Below are 17,257 nucleotides of genomic sequence, written 5' to 3'. Positions count from 1 at the left end.
CTGAAAAAGAAACATTCAGAACGGGATACCTGCATCATGACAACGGAACCCAAAAGCGCCGATATTCAGTTGATCCAAAGGATCCTGCCGCATCGTTATCCGTTTTTGCTGGTCGATAAGGTGGTTGACATCTCTGGCTATCAATCGGCCCGCGGTATCAAGAACGTCACCATGAACGAGCCGCATTTCCAGGGGCATTTTCCGGGAACTCCGATCATGCCAGGTGTTACCATCGTTGAGGCGATGGCGCAGACCGCAGGCGTGATGCTGGGCGTGGGTATGGATGTCATCGACACCGAGTTGCTGATCTATTTCATGAGCATCGACAAGTGTAAATTCCGCCGGAAAGTTGTTCCTGGCGACGTGCTAGAAATGCATGTCGAAACGGTTCGCGGCAAAAAGGGTGGCAAGCTTTTCAAATTCAACGGCCGCGCAACTGTTGATGGTGAAGTGGCCGCCGAGGCAGAATTCTCGGCCTATGTCGATTGGGATATGGAAAAAACAACATGAGCGGTATCCATCCCAGCGCGATTATCGAAGACGGAGCGCAGATCGGGCAGGATTGCATCATCGGTCCTTTCAGCTATGTGGGCGCCAATGTAAAACTGGCTGATCGGGTCGAGTTGAAGTCTCATGTCGTTGTGACCGGTGATACATCGATTGGCGAAGACACCGTGATCTTTAATTTTTCGGTGATCGGTGAGATTCCTCAGGACCTGAAATTCGGCGGTGAAAACACACGCCTTGAAATCGGTCAGCGCAACCGCATTCGCGAGCATGTAACGATCAACACCGGAACCGAAGGCGGCGGTGGCGTAACCCGGATCGGGGATGATTGCCTGCTTATGGCAGGTGTTCATGTGGCCCATGACGTACAGATCGGCAACCGGGTTATCATGGTGAACCACGCGGGCGCAGCTGGTCACTGTATCGTCGAGGATGATGTAATCGTCGGTGGCATTTCGGGCCTGCACCAATGGGTGCGCGTTGGACGTGGGGCTATCATCGGTGCGCTCACCATGGTGCCCAAAGACGTCATTCCCTACGGACTGGTACAAGCATCCAGGGGTGAGCTTGAAGGTCTGAACCTCGTGGGTCTCAAGCGTAAAGGTGTTTCGCGCGAAGACATCTCTGCACTGCGTGCCGCGTTCAAGGAGTTGTCTGAAGGCGAAGGAACGTTCATGGATCGCGCCTACCGTCTTGGTCAGGGTAACGACAGCGACTATGTGCAGCGGATCGTTGATTTTGTCACCGGACACAGCGATCGGTCGTTCCTGACACCGAGGAAATAGGAACATGCTTGCGTTGATTGCGGGAACCGGGGCGCTGCCGACCGAATTGGTTGCCCAATTGGCGGAACGTCCGCTGATCTGCGCGATGGAAGGTTTCCTGCCGGATGATCTGGTCGCAGATATCGTGTTTCCGCTTGAACAGCTTGGCAGTTTTATCGCCGGGCTTCAGGCGAAGGGCGTGACCGAGATCTGCATGGCCGGCGCAGTTCGGCGCCCGAAGGTTGATCCTAAACGTATTGACGCGGCAACGATGCCATTGGTTCCGGTGATCCAGCAGGCCATGCTGTCGGGTGATGACGGAGCCTTGCGGGCTGTCATTGGCCTGTTGGAAGGCGCAGGATTGCGGGTGTGCGCCGCGCATGAAATCGCCCCTGGCCTGTTGCCGCCTTTGGGCTGTCTGACTGATGTGCACCCATCCGAGAGTGATATGGCAGATGCAGACCGCGCTGCCGGAATTCTGCGGGCCATGGGGGCTGCGGATATTGGTCAGGCCTGTGCAGTCTCAAAAGGGCAGGTGTTGGCAATCGAAGGCATCTTTGGAACCGCCTGGATGCTTCAGTCCCTGACACAACGCCCGGATGCGGGGGGCGGCATACTGTTCAAAGGCCCAAAGCCCGATCAAGATCGGCGTGCTGATCTGCCTGCCATCGGGCCCGACACCGTCACGGATGCGGTCGCGGCAGGCTTGTCTGGCATCGTTCTGGAAAAGGGCGGTGTGCTGGTTTTGGAAAAAGAACAGGTCATCGCCGAATGTAACCGTCTTGGGCTGTTCCTGTATATCCGCGAGCGAGCGGTCTGATGCGTGTTTTTCTGGTCGCCGGTGAACCTTCGGGCGACCGGCTGGGCGCCGCGTTGATGGAGGGGCTGAAGACCCTGATCCCCGATATTGAATTCGACGGGGTGGGCGGACCTTTGATGGCGGTTCAGGGGCTGACCAGCCGGTTTCCGATGTCGGAACTTTCGGTGATGGGTTTGATCGAGGTTCTGCCGAAGTTTTTCCACCTCAAGCGTCGAATCTCGGAGACCGCGCAAGCAGTGTTGGACACGCGGCCGGACGTTCTGATAACCATCGACAGCCCCGATTTCAGCCTGCGTGTCGCCAAAATCGTCAAAGCCGCCAGTGATATCCGCACCGTGCATTACGTCGCGCCCAGTGTCTGGGCCTGGCGTCCGGGGCGAGCGGATAAAATGGCAAAGGTCATCGACCATGTGCTGGCACTGCTTCCGTTCGAGCCGCCATACATGGAGCGGGCAGGGATGGAGTGTGACTTTGTTGGCCATCCAGTTGCCAGCGAACCGACGGCAACACAGGCTGAGATTGCAGCAATCCGGAGCAGGTACGACCTAGGGGATGCACCAGTCCTGCTGGCTCTGCCCGGATCGCGCCGGGGTGAGATCGAGCGTCTGGCAGACACGTTTGGTGAGGCATTGCGGCTGTTTTTGACGGATCATCCCAGTTATCGCGTCGTAGTTCCAACCGTAGGTGCAACAACTGATCTGGTCAACGATATGACGCAAAACTGGCCGGGCGCACCAATAGTGCTCGACCCGCGCCAAATCGGGGCCGGGCAAGCCACCATCGAAAAACGCGCGGCCTTTGGCACAGCACGTATTGCGCTGGCCGCTTCGGGTACGGTATCTTTGGAACTGGCCGCGCAGAATACACCCATGGTGATCGCCTACAAGCTCAATTGGCTGACCCAGAAAATGGCTGAACGCATGGTCAAGCTGGACACTGTTACATTGGTCAACCTGGTATCTGAAACACGCGCCGTGCCTGAATGCCTGCTGAACGATTGCCAGCCAGAAAAGATCGCCAAGGCCCTGCATGATGTGACCAATGCCCCCGACGCTCAGCAACTTGCGATGAACCTGACAATGGAAAGGTTGGGGCGCGGAGGAGAAGCTCCGGGATTGCGGGCGGCACTAGCTGTGCTGGACAGAATGCAGATTGAGCATGCTTGATCACACGCTGTTCGCCGCTTCAGCCGGGATTGCCATGATTTCCACCAATCTGGACAATCTGGCCGTCTTGCTGGGTTTGATACTGGTGATCGAGCAGCGCCGCGCCATCATTGGCTTTGCCGTCGCGCAAACAATTGTTCTGACATTGGCCATGACCGTCGCTTTGGGCGTTGACCAGAGCGGCGCGCCGTTTTGGATCGGGTTTCTGGGTCTTGTGCCACTGGCCTTTGGTCTGCGCGGTATCTGGAGGCAGCTTTTCGGGGCCAATTCTGAAGGAACCGAGGCAAAAGGGGCCGTGACCTCGGTGGTTACCCTGTTCCTGAGCCTGTCGATTGACAGTTTCGCGGTCATGACACCGTTATTGGCGGATTCTACCCCCTCATACCGCGTTGCCGCCTTGATTGGCGCAGCACTGGCCGCTTCCGTGCTGGTCTTTACCGCCGCCTGGGGCGCCCCTCGGGCCAAAAGCCTGGGGCCACGCGTCGCCCGAATGGATAGGGTCGCCCCATATATCATGGTCTGCGTTGGGCTCTATATCCTCTTCAATTCGCCTACGGACGCCCTGTAAGAAATTTGTTCCGGCGTTCCGTCTCGGGTTTGTGATCCGCGACCGTCTGTTGCAGCGGTGCGGACTTAAAGTATCCTCTCTAAAAAAGGAGCTTTCATCATGACCCGCATTCCCCCTTTGTCAGACGCCGAGATGGCAGACGAGACACGCGCGTCTCATGCGGCTTTGGGCGCTTATGGTCCGTTCGACAATTGGGCCCGGGTCGCCGCACATTGTCCACCGGTTCTGGAACATGTCGCAGGGATGCTAACAGCGTTACGGGAACAGCAGACCTTGCCGCGTCGTGCGCTGGAACTGGCCATGGTGACGGTTTCCAAACTGAACGCCTGTGACTACTGCGTCTCGCATCATACTCCGCTGTTGACAGTTGCTGGTCTCAGCCCCGAAGGCGCGGCGCGTTTGCCAGATGTTGACAACCACCCCGAGCTGGACGCGTGCGACAAGGCCGTCGTGCGATACGCCGAGGCGGTAACGACACGATCAGGCCGCATGCGCGACGCCGAGGTTTCCAACTTGCGGGATTGGTTCAGCGATGCCCAGATTGTCGAGTTAACCTGGCGCATCGCTTTGTGCGGTGCATTCAACCGGTTCAACGATGCGCTTCAGATCCAGATCGAACCGGAGGTTGAACCGGTTTCAGCCTAGTACCCGCGCCAGATCCAACCGCCGCCAAAGATGCGGCTGCCTTCTGAGGCATAGAAGACGCAGGCCTGACCGGGCGAGATGCCTTCTTCGGGTGTCAGCAATTCAACCTCAGCAGTGGTGTCGGACAGCGGTCGAATAATGGCTTCACGCGGGGGGCGGGTCGAACGGACCTTGACTGACAGGTGCCATTCTTCGCGAGAAGTGAAGGGTTCATCGCCCAGCCAGTTGATCTCACGCACGGGGACGACACGCGTTGCCAGCATCTCTTTGGGGCCGACAACGACCTGTTTCTTGTCCACGTCCAGCTTGACCACATAAAGCGGTTCGCTCAGACCGCCGATGCCCAAGCCGCGCCTTTGGCCGATCGTGTAATGGATCACACCGTTATGCTGTGCCAGAACGCGGCCATCGGCATGAACAATCTCGCCCGGCTCTGCAGCACCGGGGCGCAGCTTTTCTATAACGCTGGCATAATTGCCATCGGGCACAAAGCAGATGTCCTGACTGTCAGGCTTGTCCGCCACAGACAACCCATATTGAGCCGCCATTTCGCGGGTCGCGTCTTTTGAGGGCAGGTGGCCAAGCGGGAAGCGCAGGAAATCAAGCTGTTCCGGCGTTGTCGAGAACAGGAAATAGGATTGATCCCGGTTGGCATCTTCCGCGCTGTGCAGTTCCGGGCCGTTTGGCCCCATCTTGCGCTGGATATAGTGCCCGGTGGCCATACAGTCAGCCTCAAGATCCTTGGCGGTTTCCAGCAGGTCCTTGAATTTTACCCGCTCGTTGCAGCGAATGCAGGGTACGGGTGTTGCGCCTGCCAGATAGCTTTCTGCAAACTCATCGATCACCGCGTCCTTGAAGATGTTTTCGTAGTCCAGAACATAGTGGGGAAACCCACGCTCTTCTGCCACGCGGCGCGCATCGTGGATATCGATCCCGGCACAGCACGCCCCTTTCTTGGCCAGAGCCGCTCCATGATCATAGAGTTGCAGTGTCACACCGACCACGTCATAGCCCTGATCGGCCAGATAGGCTGCGGCAACAGAGCTATCGACGCCCCCCGACATGGCCACAACCACCCGCGTTTCCGAGGGCGGTTTGGCAAAGCCAAGCGAGTTCAGCGGGGGCTCGGTGTCGAGGGCCATTGGCGGTTCCTGTCCGGGTTAAGAAAGACCGGCAGAATATAGGAAAATTCTACACACTCTCAAGAGGCGGTTTCATACGACCTTAAGTAGGCTGGTGCCAGCTTTGATGCAGCAAAGAGGGTAAAGCGATGTATTTGCACAAAGTGGAAGGGCCAAGGTCTGTTTCTCTGCCGGATGGGTCCATACTGACACGCGCCGATCTGCCGCCGTCAAGCACAAGGCGGTGGGTGGCCTCGCGCAAGATTCTGGTCGTGCGTGGGGTACTTTACGGGCTGATCAGCCTGTCTGAGGCAAAACAGAAATACGGGATCAGCGACGAAGAATTCAACGGCTGGGTTTCCCTGGTCGCAGAACACGGTGTCGAGGCTTTGAAAGCCACGGCCTTAAAAAAGTATAGACAACCTATAGGTGAGCGGGAAAAAATGATTCAACGGTAACGTCAGATTAACCATTCTTGGTCAGGTTTAATTTTAATTGGAATTATTGACCCGAATTGGAGCAGTGAAAATGCGTATACTTCTTGTCGAGGATGATCCGACCACGTCCAAAAGCATCGAACTGATGCTGACGCATGCGAACCTTAACGTCTATGCAACGGATCTTGGAGAAGAAGGTATCGATCTGGCAAAGCTCTACGATTACGACCTGATCTTGCTGGACCTAAATCTGCCGGACATGAACGGGCATGAAGTGTTGCGCCAGTTGCGGATTGCCAGGGTGGAAACACCGATCCTGATCCTATCGGGTGCAGATGATACGGACAGCAAGATCAAAGGCTTCGGGTTTGGCGCGGATGACTACCTGACCAAGCCCTTCCACCGTGAAGAACTGGTGGCCCGTATCCATGCCATCATCCGCCGGTCGAAAGGGCATTCGCAGTCCATCATCCACACAGGTCGCGTGGCCGTTAACCTGGACGCCAAAACCGTCGAGGTGGACGGAAAAACCGTACACCTGACAGGAAAAGAGTACCAGATGCTGGAATTGCTCAGCTTGCGCAAGGGTACGACTCTGACCAAGGAAATGTTTCTGAACCACCTATATGGCGGCATGGACGAACCCGAGCTGAAGATCATCGACGTCTTCATCTGCAAACTGCGCAAAAAGCTCAGCAACGCAACCGGTGGTGAGAATTATATCGAAACCGTTTGGGGCCGGGGTTACGTGTTGCGCGACCCGCAAAGCAACACATTGGACGAGACGCGAATGGCGGTCGGCCTCTAAATTGAACCGTTTGTGTCGCTGGTAGTCCAGGGCGGCACTTTGCACTCACGGCTCAGCACATCTGGACCTGGCCATGGCCTCGCCCTATCACTGAGGTCCAAGAACGCGTGACAGGGCGAGGCCATGAGCAATTCCATTCCCATATCAGACCTGACGGATGATGAGGCGCGTGCCGAACTGGCGCGGTTGGCGGACATCCTGTCGCGAGCCAACACTCTGTATCACGCAGAAGATGCGCCCGAGTTGTCGGATGCGGATTATGATGCCCTCAAACGCAGAAACGCCGAGATCGAGGCGCGTTTCCCCCACCTGAAACGTGCTGACAGCCCGACAGAGCAAGTCGGGGCCAAACCGGCGGACGGGTTTTCAAAAGTTACTCATGCCGTCCGAATGATGTCACTGGGAAATGCGTTCGACGATGGGGACATTGCCGATTTCGACATCTCGATTCGAAAATATCTGGGCTTTGATGCAGGCGCGCGACTGGCTTTCACAGCTGAACCCAAGATTGACGGCCTGTCTTTGTCCTTGCGATATGAGAACGGACAGCTGGTTCAGGCCGCGACGCGGGGTGACGGTGAAGTTGGCGAGAACGTGACGGCCAACGCCTGCACAGTCTCTGATATTCCACAGCTGATCGAGAACGCGCCCCAAATTCTTGAGGTCCGGGGCGAGATTTACATGTCTCATTCCGATTTTGAAGCGTTGAATGAGCGGCAGGCTGAACGGGGGGGCAAACCCTTTGCCAACCCGCGCAATGCAGCGGCAGGGTCACTGCGCCAGCTGGATTCGGAAATTACCCGTTCCCGCCCATTGCGCTTCTTCGCCTATGCATGGGGTGAACTGTCAGAACCTTTGGCAGATACTCAGATTGGAGCAATTGAGCGTCTTGCGACCCTTGGCTTTCCCACGAATTCCTTGACGCGCCTATGTGCCACGACTGAGGACATGATCGCTCATTACCGGGATATCGAAGCGCAGCGTGCGACCTTGGGGTATGACATCGATGGGGTCGTCTACAAGGTAAACGATCTGTCTTTGCAGGCACGTCTGGGTTTCCGCTCAACGACGCCAAGATGGGCAATTGCGCATAAGTTCCCAGCCGAACTGGCCTGGACCAGATTGGAGGCGATTGACATTCAGGTTGGTCGAACAGGGGCGCTTAGCCCCGTGGCACGGTTGCATCCTGTAACGGTTGGCGGAGTGGTCGTCTCCAATGCCACATTGCACAACGAAGATTACATCGCAGGGCGCGATGCCAAAGGCGGCGCGATCCGTGATGGAAAAGATATCCGAGTGGGCGATTGGGTTCAGGTCTATCGCGCTGGCGACGTGATCCCCAAACTGTCGGATATCGACTTGTCCAAACGCCCCGCCGATGCACGCCCCTTTGCCTTTCCGACACATTGCCCCGAATGCGGGAGTGATGCGATCCGCGAAGAAGGCGACGCGGTTCGACGGTGCACCGGCGGCCTGATCTGTCCCGCGCAGGCCGTTGAAAAACTGAAACATTTCGTGTCGCGCAAAGCCTTTGATATAGAAGGGCTGGGTGCAAAACAGATTGAAATGTTCTATGGTGATCCAACCCTTCCGATCAATGCGCCAGCTGATATCTTCACGCTGGAACAACGGGACGCAGCCAGTCTGACGCGGTTAAAAAACCGGGACGGGTGGGGCGAAACATCCGCCAGGAACCTGTTCGAAGCCATTGATGAAAAGCGGAAAATTCCCTTTGCGCGCTTGTTGTTCGCACTGGGCATTCGGCATGTTGGCGAAGTGGGTGCGCGCGATCTGGCGCTTTTTTACCGCGACTGGGATGCGATGGCACTCGCGTTGGACACTGCGCGCCCGGCCGCGCTGGCCCAACGGCAGGCCGATGAGGCGGAAGATGCAGAGCGTGCGGCAGCGCAGCTTGAAGGGCGTCGCGCGCGCGTGAAAGAAGTGCGGGACGCAGCCATCGCGGACGCCAATGTCGCAGCCGATGCCAATGCCGCCTGGGCAGAGCTGATCGGCATAGACGGAATTGGCGCAACGCTTGGCCTTTCACTGTCGGAAGCATTTGCCAATGAAGAGGAACGACGGGCTTTCGACACGCTGCGCAGCGAATTGACGGTTATCGCCCCCGACGCGCCAGCCTCGGACAGTCCGGTGGCGGGTAAAACCGTAGTGTTCACCGGAACGCTGGAAAAGATGACCCGCGCCGAAGCCAAAGCGCGAGCCGAGGCGTTGGGCGCTAAGGTTTCTGGCTCTGTCAGCAAGAAAACCGATATTCTGGTCGCGGGGCCCGGGGCAGGGTCAAAGGCGAAAAAGGCGGCGGAACTTGGGATCGAAACTTTGGACGAGGATGGCTGGCTTCAGCTGATAGAAGGCGCATGAGCGGACGCCCCGAACAGCTTTTCCCGCTATTTGCGGGGCTGGAAACGTTGGATGGCGTCGGCCCCAAGACGGCACAGGCCATGGCGCAGACCGGGGTGGAATCCCCGCGCGATGTTCTGTTCAGCCTGCCTTATGCCGTGGTGGATCGGCGCAGGCGGGATACAATTCAGGGGGTGGACCTGCCAGCCACTCTGACCGTGGAAGTGACAGTCGGCCCGCACAGGCCGCCTCACAACAAGGGAGGGGCTTATCGCGTTCATGTCGAAGACAGTCAGGCCGATTTCCAGCTGGTCTTTTTCCACGCACGTGGTGAATATCTGAAAAAAGTTTTGCCGCAAGGATCTCGCCGCGTGGTTTCCGGCAAGTTGGAACTGTTCGACGGCATGGCGCAGATGGTGCACCCTGACCACATGCTGCCCGTTGAACAAGCCGGAGATATCCCGGAATTCGAACCGGTCTACCACCTGACGCAAGGGCTGACCCAGAAAACAGCGTTCAAGGCCAGCCGCAGCGCATTGGCACGCGCACCCAAGCTAGAGGAATGGATCGATCCGGCGCAGGTGTCACAGCAAAACTGGCCGAGCTGGTCTGCGGCCATTCACGCCGGTCACAATCCGCGCGGCGCTGATGATGTCGCGCCGTTTGCCCCTGCGCGTCAGAGATTGGCGTATGACGAATTGTTTGCGCATCAGCTGACGCTCGCTCTGGCCCGGCAGCGAGAGCGCAAGTCGCGGGGGATAGTCAGCGTGGGAACCGGGGCACTGCAATCTAAAGTGCTGGCAAGCCTTCCCTATCGCCCGACTGATGCACAAACGCGCGCTATTGATGAGATTTCGGCTGATATGGCGTCTGACGCCCGAATGAACCGACTGTTACAGGGCGACGTCGGCGCCGGTAAGACGCTGGTGGCCTTCATGGCGCTTCTGATCGCCGTTGAGGCAGGCGGGCAGGGCGTGATGATGGCCCCGACCGAAATTCTGGCACGCCAGCATCTGGAAGGGTTGCGCCCACTGGCCGAGCAGGCCGGAGTGGTTCTGGAACTGCTTACCGGACGTGATAAGGGCGCTGAGCGGCGTGCCAAGCTTGAGGCACTTAAACAAGGCGATATTCACATTCTGGTTGGCACACATGCAGTGTTTCAAAGTGATGTTGAATTCAAGGCGCTGAGATTGGCCATCGTCGACGAACAGCACCGGTTTGGCGTGCGGCAGAGAATGGAATTGTCGGAAAAAGGCAAGGGGGCCGATGTTCTGGTAATGACCGCCACTCCGATCCCACGTAGTCTTGCGCTGGCGCAATATGGCGACATGGATGTTTCGGTGCTGGATGAAAAGCCTCCGGGGCGAAAACCGATCAAAACGGCGATTGTCAACACACAGCGCATGGACGAAGTCATCGCCCACCTGCGGCGAGCGATTGATGAAGGGCGACAGTGTTACTGGGTGTGCCCTCTGGTCGACGAATCCGAAGTTTCGGACCTGACGGCGGCCGAGGAACGCTTCAAACGTTTGCGGGCCATTTTAGGCGAGGGAGTGGTGGGACTGGTTCACGGACAGATGCCACCCGCCGACAAAGACGCCGCGATGAGCGCGTTTCAGAACGGGCAAACAAAGGTCCTTGTTGCCACGACGGTGATCGAGGTCGGCGTGAACGTACCCAACGCAACGATCATGGTCATTGAACGGGCCGAGATCTTTGGGCTGGCGCAATTGCACCAGTTGCGGGGGCGCGTCGGGCGCGGGGATGCGGAATCCACTTGTTTGCTGATGTATCAACCACCGCTCAGCGAGGGAGGGCGCAAGCGGCTGGAGGTTCTGCGCGAGACAGAAGATGGCTTCCGAATCTCGGAAACTGACCTTGACATGCGAGGCGCGGGCGATCTGATCGGGACTGCGCAATCCGGGTTGCCAAAATTCCATATCGCGGACCTGGAACGTCAGGCAGGATTGATGGCCGTCGCCCAATCCGATGCGCGGGCGCTGCTAACGACCGATCCCAAACTGACCTCGGACAGGGGACGGGCCGCACGCGTACTGTTGTGGTTGATGAAACAGGATCAGGCGATCCGTTTGATTTCAGTGGGTTAGCTGTAATGTTCTCTAAGGTTCACAAATGTTCTCAAAAAGTTCTTTACCTGCGCTTGGAAATATGAGAACAAAAGGTCAACAAAGGATTAAAACTCTGACCGGAGGTGACCCTATGCTGACCCAGATCAAGACCGCTTTCAGCCGCGCGCAATCGACCATCCTGCAAGATGCCGTTGGCGTGTTGTCCTTGGTCGTGATGCTGATGGTGGCCCTTCACCTGCCAGTTGGTTTCTAAGCCTTTCTGCCTGCGATCTCGTGCCGAAATATCCGCGCTGTCATCCCCATTTCAGTCAAGGGTGACCTGCCTGTCCCAAACCCCTTGAGGGGCCATGCCTCGGCCCCGCGCGGTACACCGGACCCCACGCGAGACACGCAATACCTGCCGCCGCCCTTTCGCCCGGAAAGCGCGGCGGCTTTTTTTACAATTGGCCGGTTTTGAAGATTTCCAACAGTGCGGACAGGACTGAGTTGGCAGCAACCGAGGCCAAAATCATCCCCATTACACGGCTGATGATCGCCGCGCCTGAATGGCCGATCAGCCGAATGATGGGCTCGGCCAATAGCATCAGTACAAACGCAACCAGCAATACAGAAAGCATGACAAGCGCTGTGATACCCTGATCAGCGATACTGTAACGGTGGTTGTCGGTCAGGATAACGATTGCCAGCATCGCGCCAGGGGATGCCAGTGAAGGCACGGCCAGCGGGAATATCGCCGGGTTCTGCTGGTGATACGCGTCTTCACGATCTTCTTCGGCTTGCCGTTGTTCGACCTCTTGTTTGCTTTCACCAAAGATCATCGTCAGGGCAAACAGAAACAGGATAATGCCGCCAGCGACCTGAAACGAATTAAGCCCGATATCCAGCGCTTCGATCAGCACCTGACCAAATACAAGGAAAAACAGCAATACGGCAGCACTTATCACGGCTGCTAACAGCGCTGTCCGCCGCCGGCCTGCCGCGTCCAATCCCGCAGTAACGGCGATGAAAACGGGAATTGTTCCAATCGGGTCGATAACGACCCAAAGCGTCACGAAATGCTCGAGCAAATTATTCAAACCCATCCCTCCTGAAATCTTGGCAGAGGGTAAACGGGTTTCCGCCAAATAGCTATAATCAGGCGCAGTTTGCCTGTTCAGCCTTCGCCATGGCCTCAGCCGTGGCATCCAGTACCAGCAGGATCGACGCATGGCGGTTCTTATAATCCCGAGCGGGCATCAGCACCTCAAGCCCGTCAAAAGGTGCATCGGGTGCAGGACCGCCATTCTTGAGCATGGCCGCCAACTGATCGCGCGCAGCTTCGACCTGCGCCCGCGACGCGCCAATTATTGCATCCCCAACGACCGAGGCAGACGCTTGCCCCAAAGCACAGGCCTTGACGTCCTGACCAAAGGCACTGATCTGACCGTCGCGAACCTTGATGTCGACAGTTACAGTCGATCCGCATAAAGGTGAGCGTTTCTTGACGGTTGCGTCGGGATCTTCCAGTCGCTCAAGATGCGGAATATCCGCAGCCAGCGCCAGAATGCGCCCGGAATACAGCTTAATCAGATCGTTCTCGCCGCTCATGGCTTTCCCTCGTCGTGTGTTACCCATACATAGTGGCCAGCCCACCGGATGCAAAAGGTTTTTCAGATGTCCGACCCAGTCGTGTTTGACCCCTCTAAATTGAGATTTAATGCGGCGGGTCTGATCCCGGCGATTGCGCAGGATGAAGCATCAGGCGAGGTTCTGATGATGGCCTGGATGAACGTGCAGGCGGTTGAAAAGACCCTCGAAACCGGGCGGGTAACCTATTGGTCGCGCTCCCGGCAGGCCTTCTGGATCAAGGGCGAAACCTCGGGCCATGTGCAGGAACTGGTGGATTTCCGGATCGATTGCGACCGGGATTGTCTATTGGTTCTGGTCCGTCAAACCGGTGCAGCCTGCCATACCAACCGACGAACCTGTTTTTTTACCGCCGTTCGGGATGGGGTCGAGGCTGAACTGATGGCGCCAATGGAGTAGGGGTCAAAGCCCAACCATTCGGCGTATGTCGCCCGGGCTAGCCCCTTCGGCCCGGTATTTTGAGATCGCGCGGGCATCATCGCGTTTGGCCAGCCGTTTGCCTGCATCATCGCGGATCAGGTCGTGGTGGAAATACTCGGGTGTCGGCAGGTTCAGTAACACCTGCAACAGAACGTGGATGCGGGTCGCGTCAAACAAGTCCCGTCCCCGTACCACCTGTGTTATACCCTGAGCCGCGTCGTCAAGTACGACGGACAAATGATACGACGTCCCCATGTCACGGCGGGACAGAACAACATCACCTATGGTGGCAATCAACTCATCAGGCGAAAAGGTGACAATGCCGGTTTCGCCGCCCGGACCCGAACCCAGCTCAAGAAACTGATACCTGTCGGGGTTGCGGACCGCCTGACACGCCTTGACCACGTCCAATCGCAATGGGTCCTGAGTTGGACGAGGAAGTTCCGATAAATCTTTGCCAACAAACCTTTTTCGACAAGTCCCAGGGTAAACAAGCCCGTCGGGTCCAAGCATAGGTGCGCCTTCCTGCGGCGCACTGGTTGCAGCGGCGATATCTTTGCGATTACACGTGCATGGATACAAAAGACCCTGCGCCCATAGCTGATCCAGCGCCTTGTGGTAAAAGCCCAAACGATCCGATTGGCGCATCACGGGCTCCGGCCATGTCAGCCCCAACCATCTGAGGTCGTGGTAAATCTGATCCTCCCATAGCTGTCGCGAGCGGGATTGATCGATATCCTCAATTCGCAGCAGGAACCGGCCGCTTTCAGAAGCAGCCCGATCGCTGGCAACCAGCGCAGAATATGCGTGCCCAAGGTGAAGGGGGCCTGTTGGGGATGGCGCAAAGCGCGTTACGAGAGTCACGCTTTTTCTAATACATACACGTCAGAGTTAAGGTTGATACCGGGCAGGTGGGGGCCGTGTTCACGAAATAACAAACGTGCGGCCCCCATGTCGACCCAATCCGTCAGACGGCAGGTGAATTTATGGTCCGCCAACGCATGATCGTTCAGCGAAAAGCCAAGCAAACCACCCTTGGGCAACGCGTGCATCAACAAATCCAGTGTCTCGGGCGGGGCAGCACCTTTTCCGATCACTCCTATGGCAGTAATCATCGTGTACTCCCCACGCTTCAACGGCGCGGGCTTGGCGATATCGAATCCGGTCAGTGTTCGATAAACGCCCTTGCTGGCGGCTTCCTGAAGCATGTTCTCTGTTGGGTCCATCCCATCGATGACTTCAAAGCCAACAGCGCGCAGGGCAAGCCCCGACAACCCGGTGCCGCAGCCGTAGTCCAGAATTGGGGTCTGCGGCTTCGGTGCGAAAGACCACAAAGCCGCTGCTACACGGCCCGGCGTGGCGTAACCGTGTTCACCGACTTCCTTTTCATAGGTTGCAGCCCAGTTCTGATAGTGCGCTTCAGTCGCTTCAGGCGTGCCGAGGTTGTATGTGCTGTTCAGAAACGTGTCGTTCATTCCAGCATGCTAGGCCGAGTCCGCATTACGCGTCCAGTCAGCAATGTTCCAACCAGGTACTCCATTCAGCTTTGGCCCGGTCGGTATAGGCCTTGTACCGGTCTTTACGACCCCGACGCCCGCCTTTCAGGCCATCCACGGGGCGAAACAGGCCGAAATTCACGTTCATCGGCTGAAAGGTCTTGGCCTCGGCACCACCCGTAATGTGGTGAATCAAAGCACCCATTGCGCTGTCTTGCGGAACAGCGGGCAGGTCACGCCCCAAAATCTGAGCAGCGGCAAACCGACCAGCCAGCAACCCCATCGCGGCGCTTTCTACATAGCCTTCCACACCCGTGATCTGTCCAGCAAACCGAATGTTGGGTTTGGATTTCAACCGCATTTGCGAATCCAGAAGCGTGGGAGAGTTGATGAACGTATTGCGGTGAATGCCGCCCAACCGGGCAAAGCTGGCATTTTCCAACCCAGGGATCATACGGAACACGTCGGTCTGGGCGCCGTATTTCATCTTTGTCTGGAAACCCACGATGTTAAACAAGGTGCCCAATGCGTTATCGCGGCGCAACTGCACCACTGCATGTGGTTTCACGCCGGGCTCATGCGGGTTGGTCAGCCCGACCGGTTTCATCGGACCATGGCGCAGCGTTTCGCGACCGCGTTCGGCCATAACCTCGATGGGTAGACAGCCGTCGAAGTAACTTGCTGCCTCGCCTTCGTGAAATTCGGTTTTTTCTGCTGCCAGAAGCGCGTCTATGAAGGCCTCGTACTGATCCCGGTCCATCGGGCAGTTCAGATAGGCCGTCCGCTCTTCTTCGGTCTCGCCCTTGTCGTAGCGTGATTGCATCCACGCTTTGCTCATGTCGATGCTTTCGGCATAGACGATCGGTGCGATGGCGTCGAAAAAGGCAAGTGCGTCAGACCCTGTCTCGGCCTGGATGGACTGACCCAGCGCGGGCGACGTCAGGGGGCCGGTCGCAAATATCCACTGGCCATCGCTGGGCAGGGTCGTCACTTCTTCGTCGGTTACCGTCACGCGTGGGTGGGCGCGAAGTTTTGTGGTCACACTTTCTGCAAACGGGTCACGGTCCACAGCCAGCGCGCCACCGGCTGGCAGGCGGTGTTCATCGGCTGTTGTCATGATCAACCCATTGGCGGCACGCATTTCCCAATGCAGCAGACCCACTGCGTTCTGCTCATCATCATCCGAGCGGAACGAGTTCGAGCACACCATTTCCGCCAAATTGCCGGTCTGATGTGCAAAGGTGCCGATGGTCGGACGCATTTCGTGGATCACAACATCCACGCCCATTTCAGCAACTTGCCAGGCCGCCTCTGACCCGGCCATGCCGCCGCCTACAATATGCAAAACTTGTGTCATGCGATGCCACATAGGGCAGACCACAATCGGGCGCAACTGAGGCAAAGCGGTTTCACGAATTTTATAGAAGGGGTCTTGGGGTCGCCGCTGCGGGATTGTCAGCGCTGGTGAGAGAGACCAGCTGGAGGGACCTTCCGCCCACGGCGACCCAAAAGTGTCCTGAGGCCTTGGCCTCGACCCAGCTTTGCCACAGTGTCGCCCTTTTGGAAAGTGCAAAATTCAAAACAGTGGCGAAAAATGTGCAAAACAATTGCATTATTGGGACCAATTTGGGGGACGTTTTTCGATAAAGGCTGAAATGCCTTCTTCTGTATCCCGGTACAGCATGTTCTGCGCCATTACGTCACCGGCATAGGCATAAGCCTGATCCAGCGGCATAAGAAGCTGTTGATAAAACGCCTCTTTACCGATTTTGACAGCGGATCCCAGCTTGGAAGCAACCAGTTCTGCCAGCGCATTGGCTTCGTGTTCAAGACGCGTCTCGGGGACAACGCGGTTGACCAAACCCAAATTAGCCGCACGTTCGGCTGATATGAATTCACCAGTCGTCAGCATTTCAAATGCCTGCTTTCTGGGGATATTGCGGCTGAGGGCCACCATTGGTGTCGAGCAGAACAAACCGATATTGACGCCGTTCACCCCAAACCTTGTGCCTTCCGCGGCGACGGCCATGTCACAGGTGGCTACCAGCTGACACCCGGCGGCGGTTGCAATGCCGTGGACCTGTGCGATGACGGGCTGGGGTAGGGACTGGATCGACATCATCACTTTCGCGCAGCGCGAAAACAGGTCATTGAAATAAGCTTTGCCACCATCTTCGGACTGGCGTCCGGCCGTCATCTGTTTCAGGTCGTGCCCGGCGCAAAAAACCTTACCCTGACCCGCCAGGATCACAGCCCGGATCGACGTGTCTTCACGCAACGTGTCCAGTTCAGCCTGAAACGCCGACAGCATCTCGTCACTCAGCGCGTTCAGCCGCTCTGGGGCGTTCATTGTAAGCCGTGCAACAGCGCCGGTGTCGTTACGTTCCAGAATTGCCATCTTGCCCTCCGATCCCATGTTGGGCCAACTCTAGGT

At 57.2% G+C, this 17,257-nt stretch carries 19 protein-coding genes; 12 read left to right on the top strand and 7 right to left on the bottom strand.

Annotated elements, in window-relative coordinates; translation table 11 throughout:
- Positions 1 to 36 precede the first annotated feature (36 nt).
- The 6 genes from fabZ (at position 37) to ACR0ID_RS03145 (ending at position 4,470) form a co-directional block, all read left to right on the top strand.
- Positions 37 to 510 (top strand): 3-hydroxyacyl-ACP dehydratase FabZ, encoded by a 474-nt coding sequence (fabZ, locus tag ACR0ID_RS03170; protein ID WP_267364735.1) that lies wholly within the window; start codon positions 37 to 39, stop codon positions 508 to 510.
- Positions 507 to 1,292, top strand: a complete 786-nt coding sequence (gene lpxA / locus ACR0ID_RS03165; RefSeq protein ID WP_480516961.1) for an acyl-ACP--UDP-N-acetylglucosamine O-acyltransferase — start codon at positions 507 to 509, stop codon at positions 1,290 to 1,292. Before fabZ ends, lpxA begins: the two co-directional genes overlap by 4 nt.
- Positions 1,293 to 1,296: 4 nt before the next feature.
- Entirely contained in the window at positions 1,297 to 2,091 is a 795-nt protein-coding gene (locus ACR0ID_RS03160; protein WP_480603668.1) for an LpxI family protein, read from the top strand.
- Positions 2,091 to 3,257 carry a lipid-A-disaccharide synthase gene (gene lpxB, locus ACR0ID_RS03155; RefSeq protein WP_480603666.1) on the top strand — a complete coding sequence of 389 codons (1,167 nt, stop codon included), beginning with the start codon at positions 2,091 to 2,093 and terminating at the stop codon, positions 3,255 to 3,257. The genes ACR0ID_RS03160 and lpxB overlap by 1 nt, the downstream gene beginning before the upstream one ends.
- Positions 3,250 to 3,825 carry a hypothetical protein gene (locus tag ACR0ID_RS03150; protein WP_480516967.1) on the top strand — a complete coding sequence of 192 codons (576 nt, stop codon included), beginning with the start codon at positions 3,250 to 3,252 and terminating at the stop codon, positions 3,823 to 3,825. Before lpxB ends, ACR0ID_RS03150 begins: the two co-directional genes overlap by 8 nt.
- A 99-nt stretch (positions 3,826 to 3,924) precedes the next feature.
- Positions 3,925 to 4,470 (top strand): carboxymuconolactone decarboxylase family protein, encoded by a 546-nt coding sequence (locus ACR0ID_RS03145; RefSeq protein WP_480516969.1) that lies wholly within the window; start codon positions 3,925 to 3,927, stop codon positions 4,468 to 4,470.
- Here the strand turns inward: ACR0ID_RS03145 and mnmA are convergent.
- Positions 4,467 to 5,612: a tRNA 2-thiouridine(34) synthase MnmA gene (gene mnmA, locus ACR0ID_RS03140; protein ID WP_480516971.1), complete on the bottom strand. Its 1,146-nt coding sequence runs from the start codon at positions 5,610 to 5,612 to the stop codon at positions 4,467 to 4,469. The two genes, ACR0ID_RS03145 and mnmA, sit on opposite strands and share 4 nt — an antisense overlap.
- A gap of 128 nt (positions 5,613 to 5,740) precedes the next feature.
- Between mnmA and sciP the strand changes: the two genes are divergently transcribed.
- The 5 genes from sciP (at position 5,741) to ACR0ID_RS03115 (ending at position 11,534) form a co-directional block, all read left to right on the top strand.
- Positions 5,741 to 6,049: a CtrA inhibitor SciP gene (gene sciP / locus ACR0ID_RS03135; protein ID WP_480603664.1), complete on the top strand. Its 309-nt coding sequence runs from the start codon at positions 5,741 to 5,743 to the stop codon at positions 6,047 to 6,049.
- A gap of 70 nt (positions 6,050 to 6,119) precedes the next feature.
- Positions 6,120 to 6,836, top strand: a complete 717-nt coding sequence (ctrA, locus tag ACR0ID_RS03130; protein ID WP_267364745.1) for a response regulator transcription factor CtrA — start codon at positions 6,120 to 6,122, stop codon at positions 6,834 to 6,836.
- Positions 6,837 to 6,959: 123 nt separating this feature from the next.
- Entirely contained in the window at positions 6,960 to 9,212 is a 2,253-nt protein-coding gene (gene ligA, locus ACR0ID_RS03125; protein WP_480603662.1) for an NAD-dependent DNA ligase LigA, read from the top strand.
- On the top strand, positions 9,209 to 11,299 hold the full coding sequence (gene recG, locus ACR0ID_RS03120; RefSeq protein WP_480603660.1) for an ATP-dependent DNA helicase RecG: 2,091 nt from the start codon (positions 9,209 to 9,211) through the stop codon (positions 11,297 to 11,299). Before ligA ends, recG begins: the two co-directional genes overlap by 4 nt.
- A gap of 112 nt (positions 11,300 to 11,411) precedes the next feature.
- A complete protein-coding gene (locus ACR0ID_RS03115) occupies positions 11,412 to 11,534 on the top strand; it encodes a hypothetical protein (protein ID WP_267366389.1) in 123 nt (40 codons plus the stop codon).
- A 184-nt stretch (positions 11,535 to 11,718) separates the two neighbouring features.
- On the opposite strand, the gene ACR0ID_RS03110 is transcribed toward ACR0ID_RS03115, so the two are convergent.
- Together ACR0ID_RS03110 and ACR0ID_RS03105 are read right to left on the bottom strand one after the other, a co-directional pair.
- On the bottom strand, positions 11,719 to 12,357 hold the full coding sequence (locus ACR0ID_RS03110) for a MarC family protein (protein WP_209596212.1): 639 nt from the start codon (positions 12,355 to 12,357) through the stop codon (positions 11,719 to 11,721).
- Between the two features lie 58 nt (positions 12,358 to 12,415).
- Positions 12,416 to 12,868: an iron-sulfur cluster assembly scaffold protein gene (locus tag ACR0ID_RS03105; protein WP_480516979.1), complete on the bottom strand. Its 453-nt coding sequence runs from the start codon at positions 12,866 to 12,868 to the stop codon at positions 12,416 to 12,418.
- A 48-nt stretch (positions 12,869 to 12,916) separates the two neighbouring features.
- Between ACR0ID_RS03105 and hisI the strand changes: the two genes are divergently transcribed.
- A complete protein-coding gene (gene hisI / locus ACR0ID_RS03100) occupies positions 12,917 to 13,306 on the top strand; it encodes a phosphoribosyl-AMP cyclohydrolase (protein ID WP_480603659.1) in 390 nt (129 codons plus the stop codon).
- A 3-nt stretch (positions 13,307 to 13,309) separates the two neighbouring features.
- On the opposite strand, the gene gluQRS is transcribed toward hisI, so the two are convergent.
- From gluQRS to ACR0ID_RS03080, 4 genes are all read right to left on the bottom strand, one after another.
- Complete coding sequence (gluQRS, locus tag ACR0ID_RS03095) at positions 13,310 to 14,191, bottom strand: tRNA glutamyl-Q(34) synthetase GluQRS (RefSeq protein WP_480603656.1); 882 nt, start codon at positions 14,189 to 14,191, stop codon at positions 13,310 to 13,312.
- On the bottom strand, positions 14,188 to 14,802 hold the full coding sequence (locus tag ACR0ID_RS03090; protein WP_480505215.1) for a class I SAM-dependent DNA methyltransferase: 615 nt from the start codon (positions 14,800 to 14,802) through the stop codon (positions 14,188 to 14,190). The genes gluQRS and ACR0ID_RS03090 overlap by 4 nt, the downstream gene beginning before the upstream one ends.
- A gap of 37 nt (positions 14,803 to 14,839) precedes the next feature.
- A complete protein-coding gene (gene trmFO, locus ACR0ID_RS03085) occupies positions 14,840 to 16,180 on the bottom strand; it encodes a methylenetetrahydrofolate--tRNA-(uracil(54)-C(5))-methyltransferase (FADH(2)-oxidizing) TrmFO (RefSeq protein ID WP_480603652.1) in 1,341 nt (446 codons plus the stop codon).
- Positions 16,181 to 16,435: 255 nt separating this feature from the next.
- Positions 16,436 to 17,221, bottom strand: coding sequence for an enoyl-CoA hydratase (locus ACR0ID_RS03080; protein WP_480516986.1), 786 nt, complete (start codon positions 17,219 to 17,221; stop codon positions 16,436 to 16,438).
- Between the last annotated feature and the right edge of the window lie 36 nt (positions 17,222 to 17,257).

The sequence above is a fragment of the Ruegeria sp. AL2 genome (assembly GCF_056540845.1).
Note: the sequence above shows the minus strand (reverse complement) of the source record. Positions and strands in the feature narration are given on the sequence as shown.

Excerpts from the sequence above, each read along its gene's own strand:
- mnmA (WP_480516971.1), bottom strand. The coding sequence starts at position 5,612 with ATGGCCCTCGACACCGAGCCCCCGCTGAACTCGCTTGGCTTTGCCAAA.
- ACR0ID_RS03150 (WP_480516967.1), top strand. The coding sequence starts at position 3,250 with ATGCTTGATCACACGCTGTTCGCCGCTTCAGCCGGGATTGCCATGATT.
- ACR0ID_RS03145 (WP_480516969.1), top strand. The coding sequence starts at position 3,925 with ATGACCCGCATTCCCCCTTTGTCAGACGCCGAGATGGCAGACGAGACA.
- ctrA (WP_267364745.1), top strand. The coding sequence starts at position 6,120 with ATGCGTATACTTCTTGTCGAGGATGATCCGACCACGTCCAAAAGCATC.
- lpxA (WP_480516961.1), top strand. The coding sequence starts at position 507 with ATGAGCGGTATCCATCCCAGCGCGATTATCGAAGACGGAGCGCAGATC.
- fabZ (WP_267364735.1), top strand. The coding sequence starts at position 37 with ATGACAACGGAACCCAAAAGCGCCGATATTCAGTTGATCCAAAGGATC.
- ACR0ID_RS03115 (WP_267366389.1), top strand. The coding sequence starts at position 11,412 with ATGCTGACCCAGATCAAGACCGCTTTCAGCCGCGCGCAATCGACCATC.
- hisI (WP_480603659.1), top strand. The coding sequence starts at position 12,917 with ATGCAAAAGGTTTTTCAGATGTCCGACCCAGTCGTGTTTGACCCCTCT.
- ACR0ID_RS03105 (WP_480516979.1), bottom strand. The coding sequence starts at position 12,868 with ATGAGCGGCGAGAACGATCTGATTAAGCTGTATTCCGGGCGCATTCTG.
- sciP (WP_480603664.1), top strand. The coding sequence starts at position 5,741 with ATGTATTTGCACAAAGTGGAAGGGCCAAGGTCTGTTTCTCTGCCGGAT.
- recG (WP_480603660.1), top strand. The coding sequence starts at position 9,209 with ATGAGCGGACGCCCCGAACAGCTTTTCCCGCTATTTGCGGGGCTGGAA.
- ligA (WP_480603662.1), top strand. The coding sequence starts at position 6,960 with ATGAGCAATTCCATTCCCATATCAGACCTGACGGATGATGAGGCGCGT.
- ACR0ID_RS03090 (WP_480505215.1), bottom strand. The coding sequence starts at position 14,802 with ATGAACGACACGTTTCTGAACAGCACATACAACCTCGGCACGCCTGAA.
- lpxB (WP_480603666.1), top strand. The coding sequence starts at position 2,091 with ATGCGTGTTTTTCTGGTCGCCGGTGAACCTTCGGGCGACCGGCTGGGC.
- trmFO (WP_480603652.1), bottom strand. The coding sequence starts at position 16,180 with ATGACACAAGTTTTGCATATTGTAGGCGGCGGCATGGCCGGGTCAGAG.
- ACR0ID_RS03080 (WP_480516986.1), bottom strand. The coding sequence starts at position 17,221 with ATGGCAATTCTGGAACGTAACGACACCGGCGCTGTTGCACGGCTTACA.
- ACR0ID_RS03160 (WP_480603668.1), top strand. The coding sequence starts at position 1,297 with ATGCTTGCGTTGATTGCGGGAACCGGGGCGCTGCCGACCGAATTGGTT.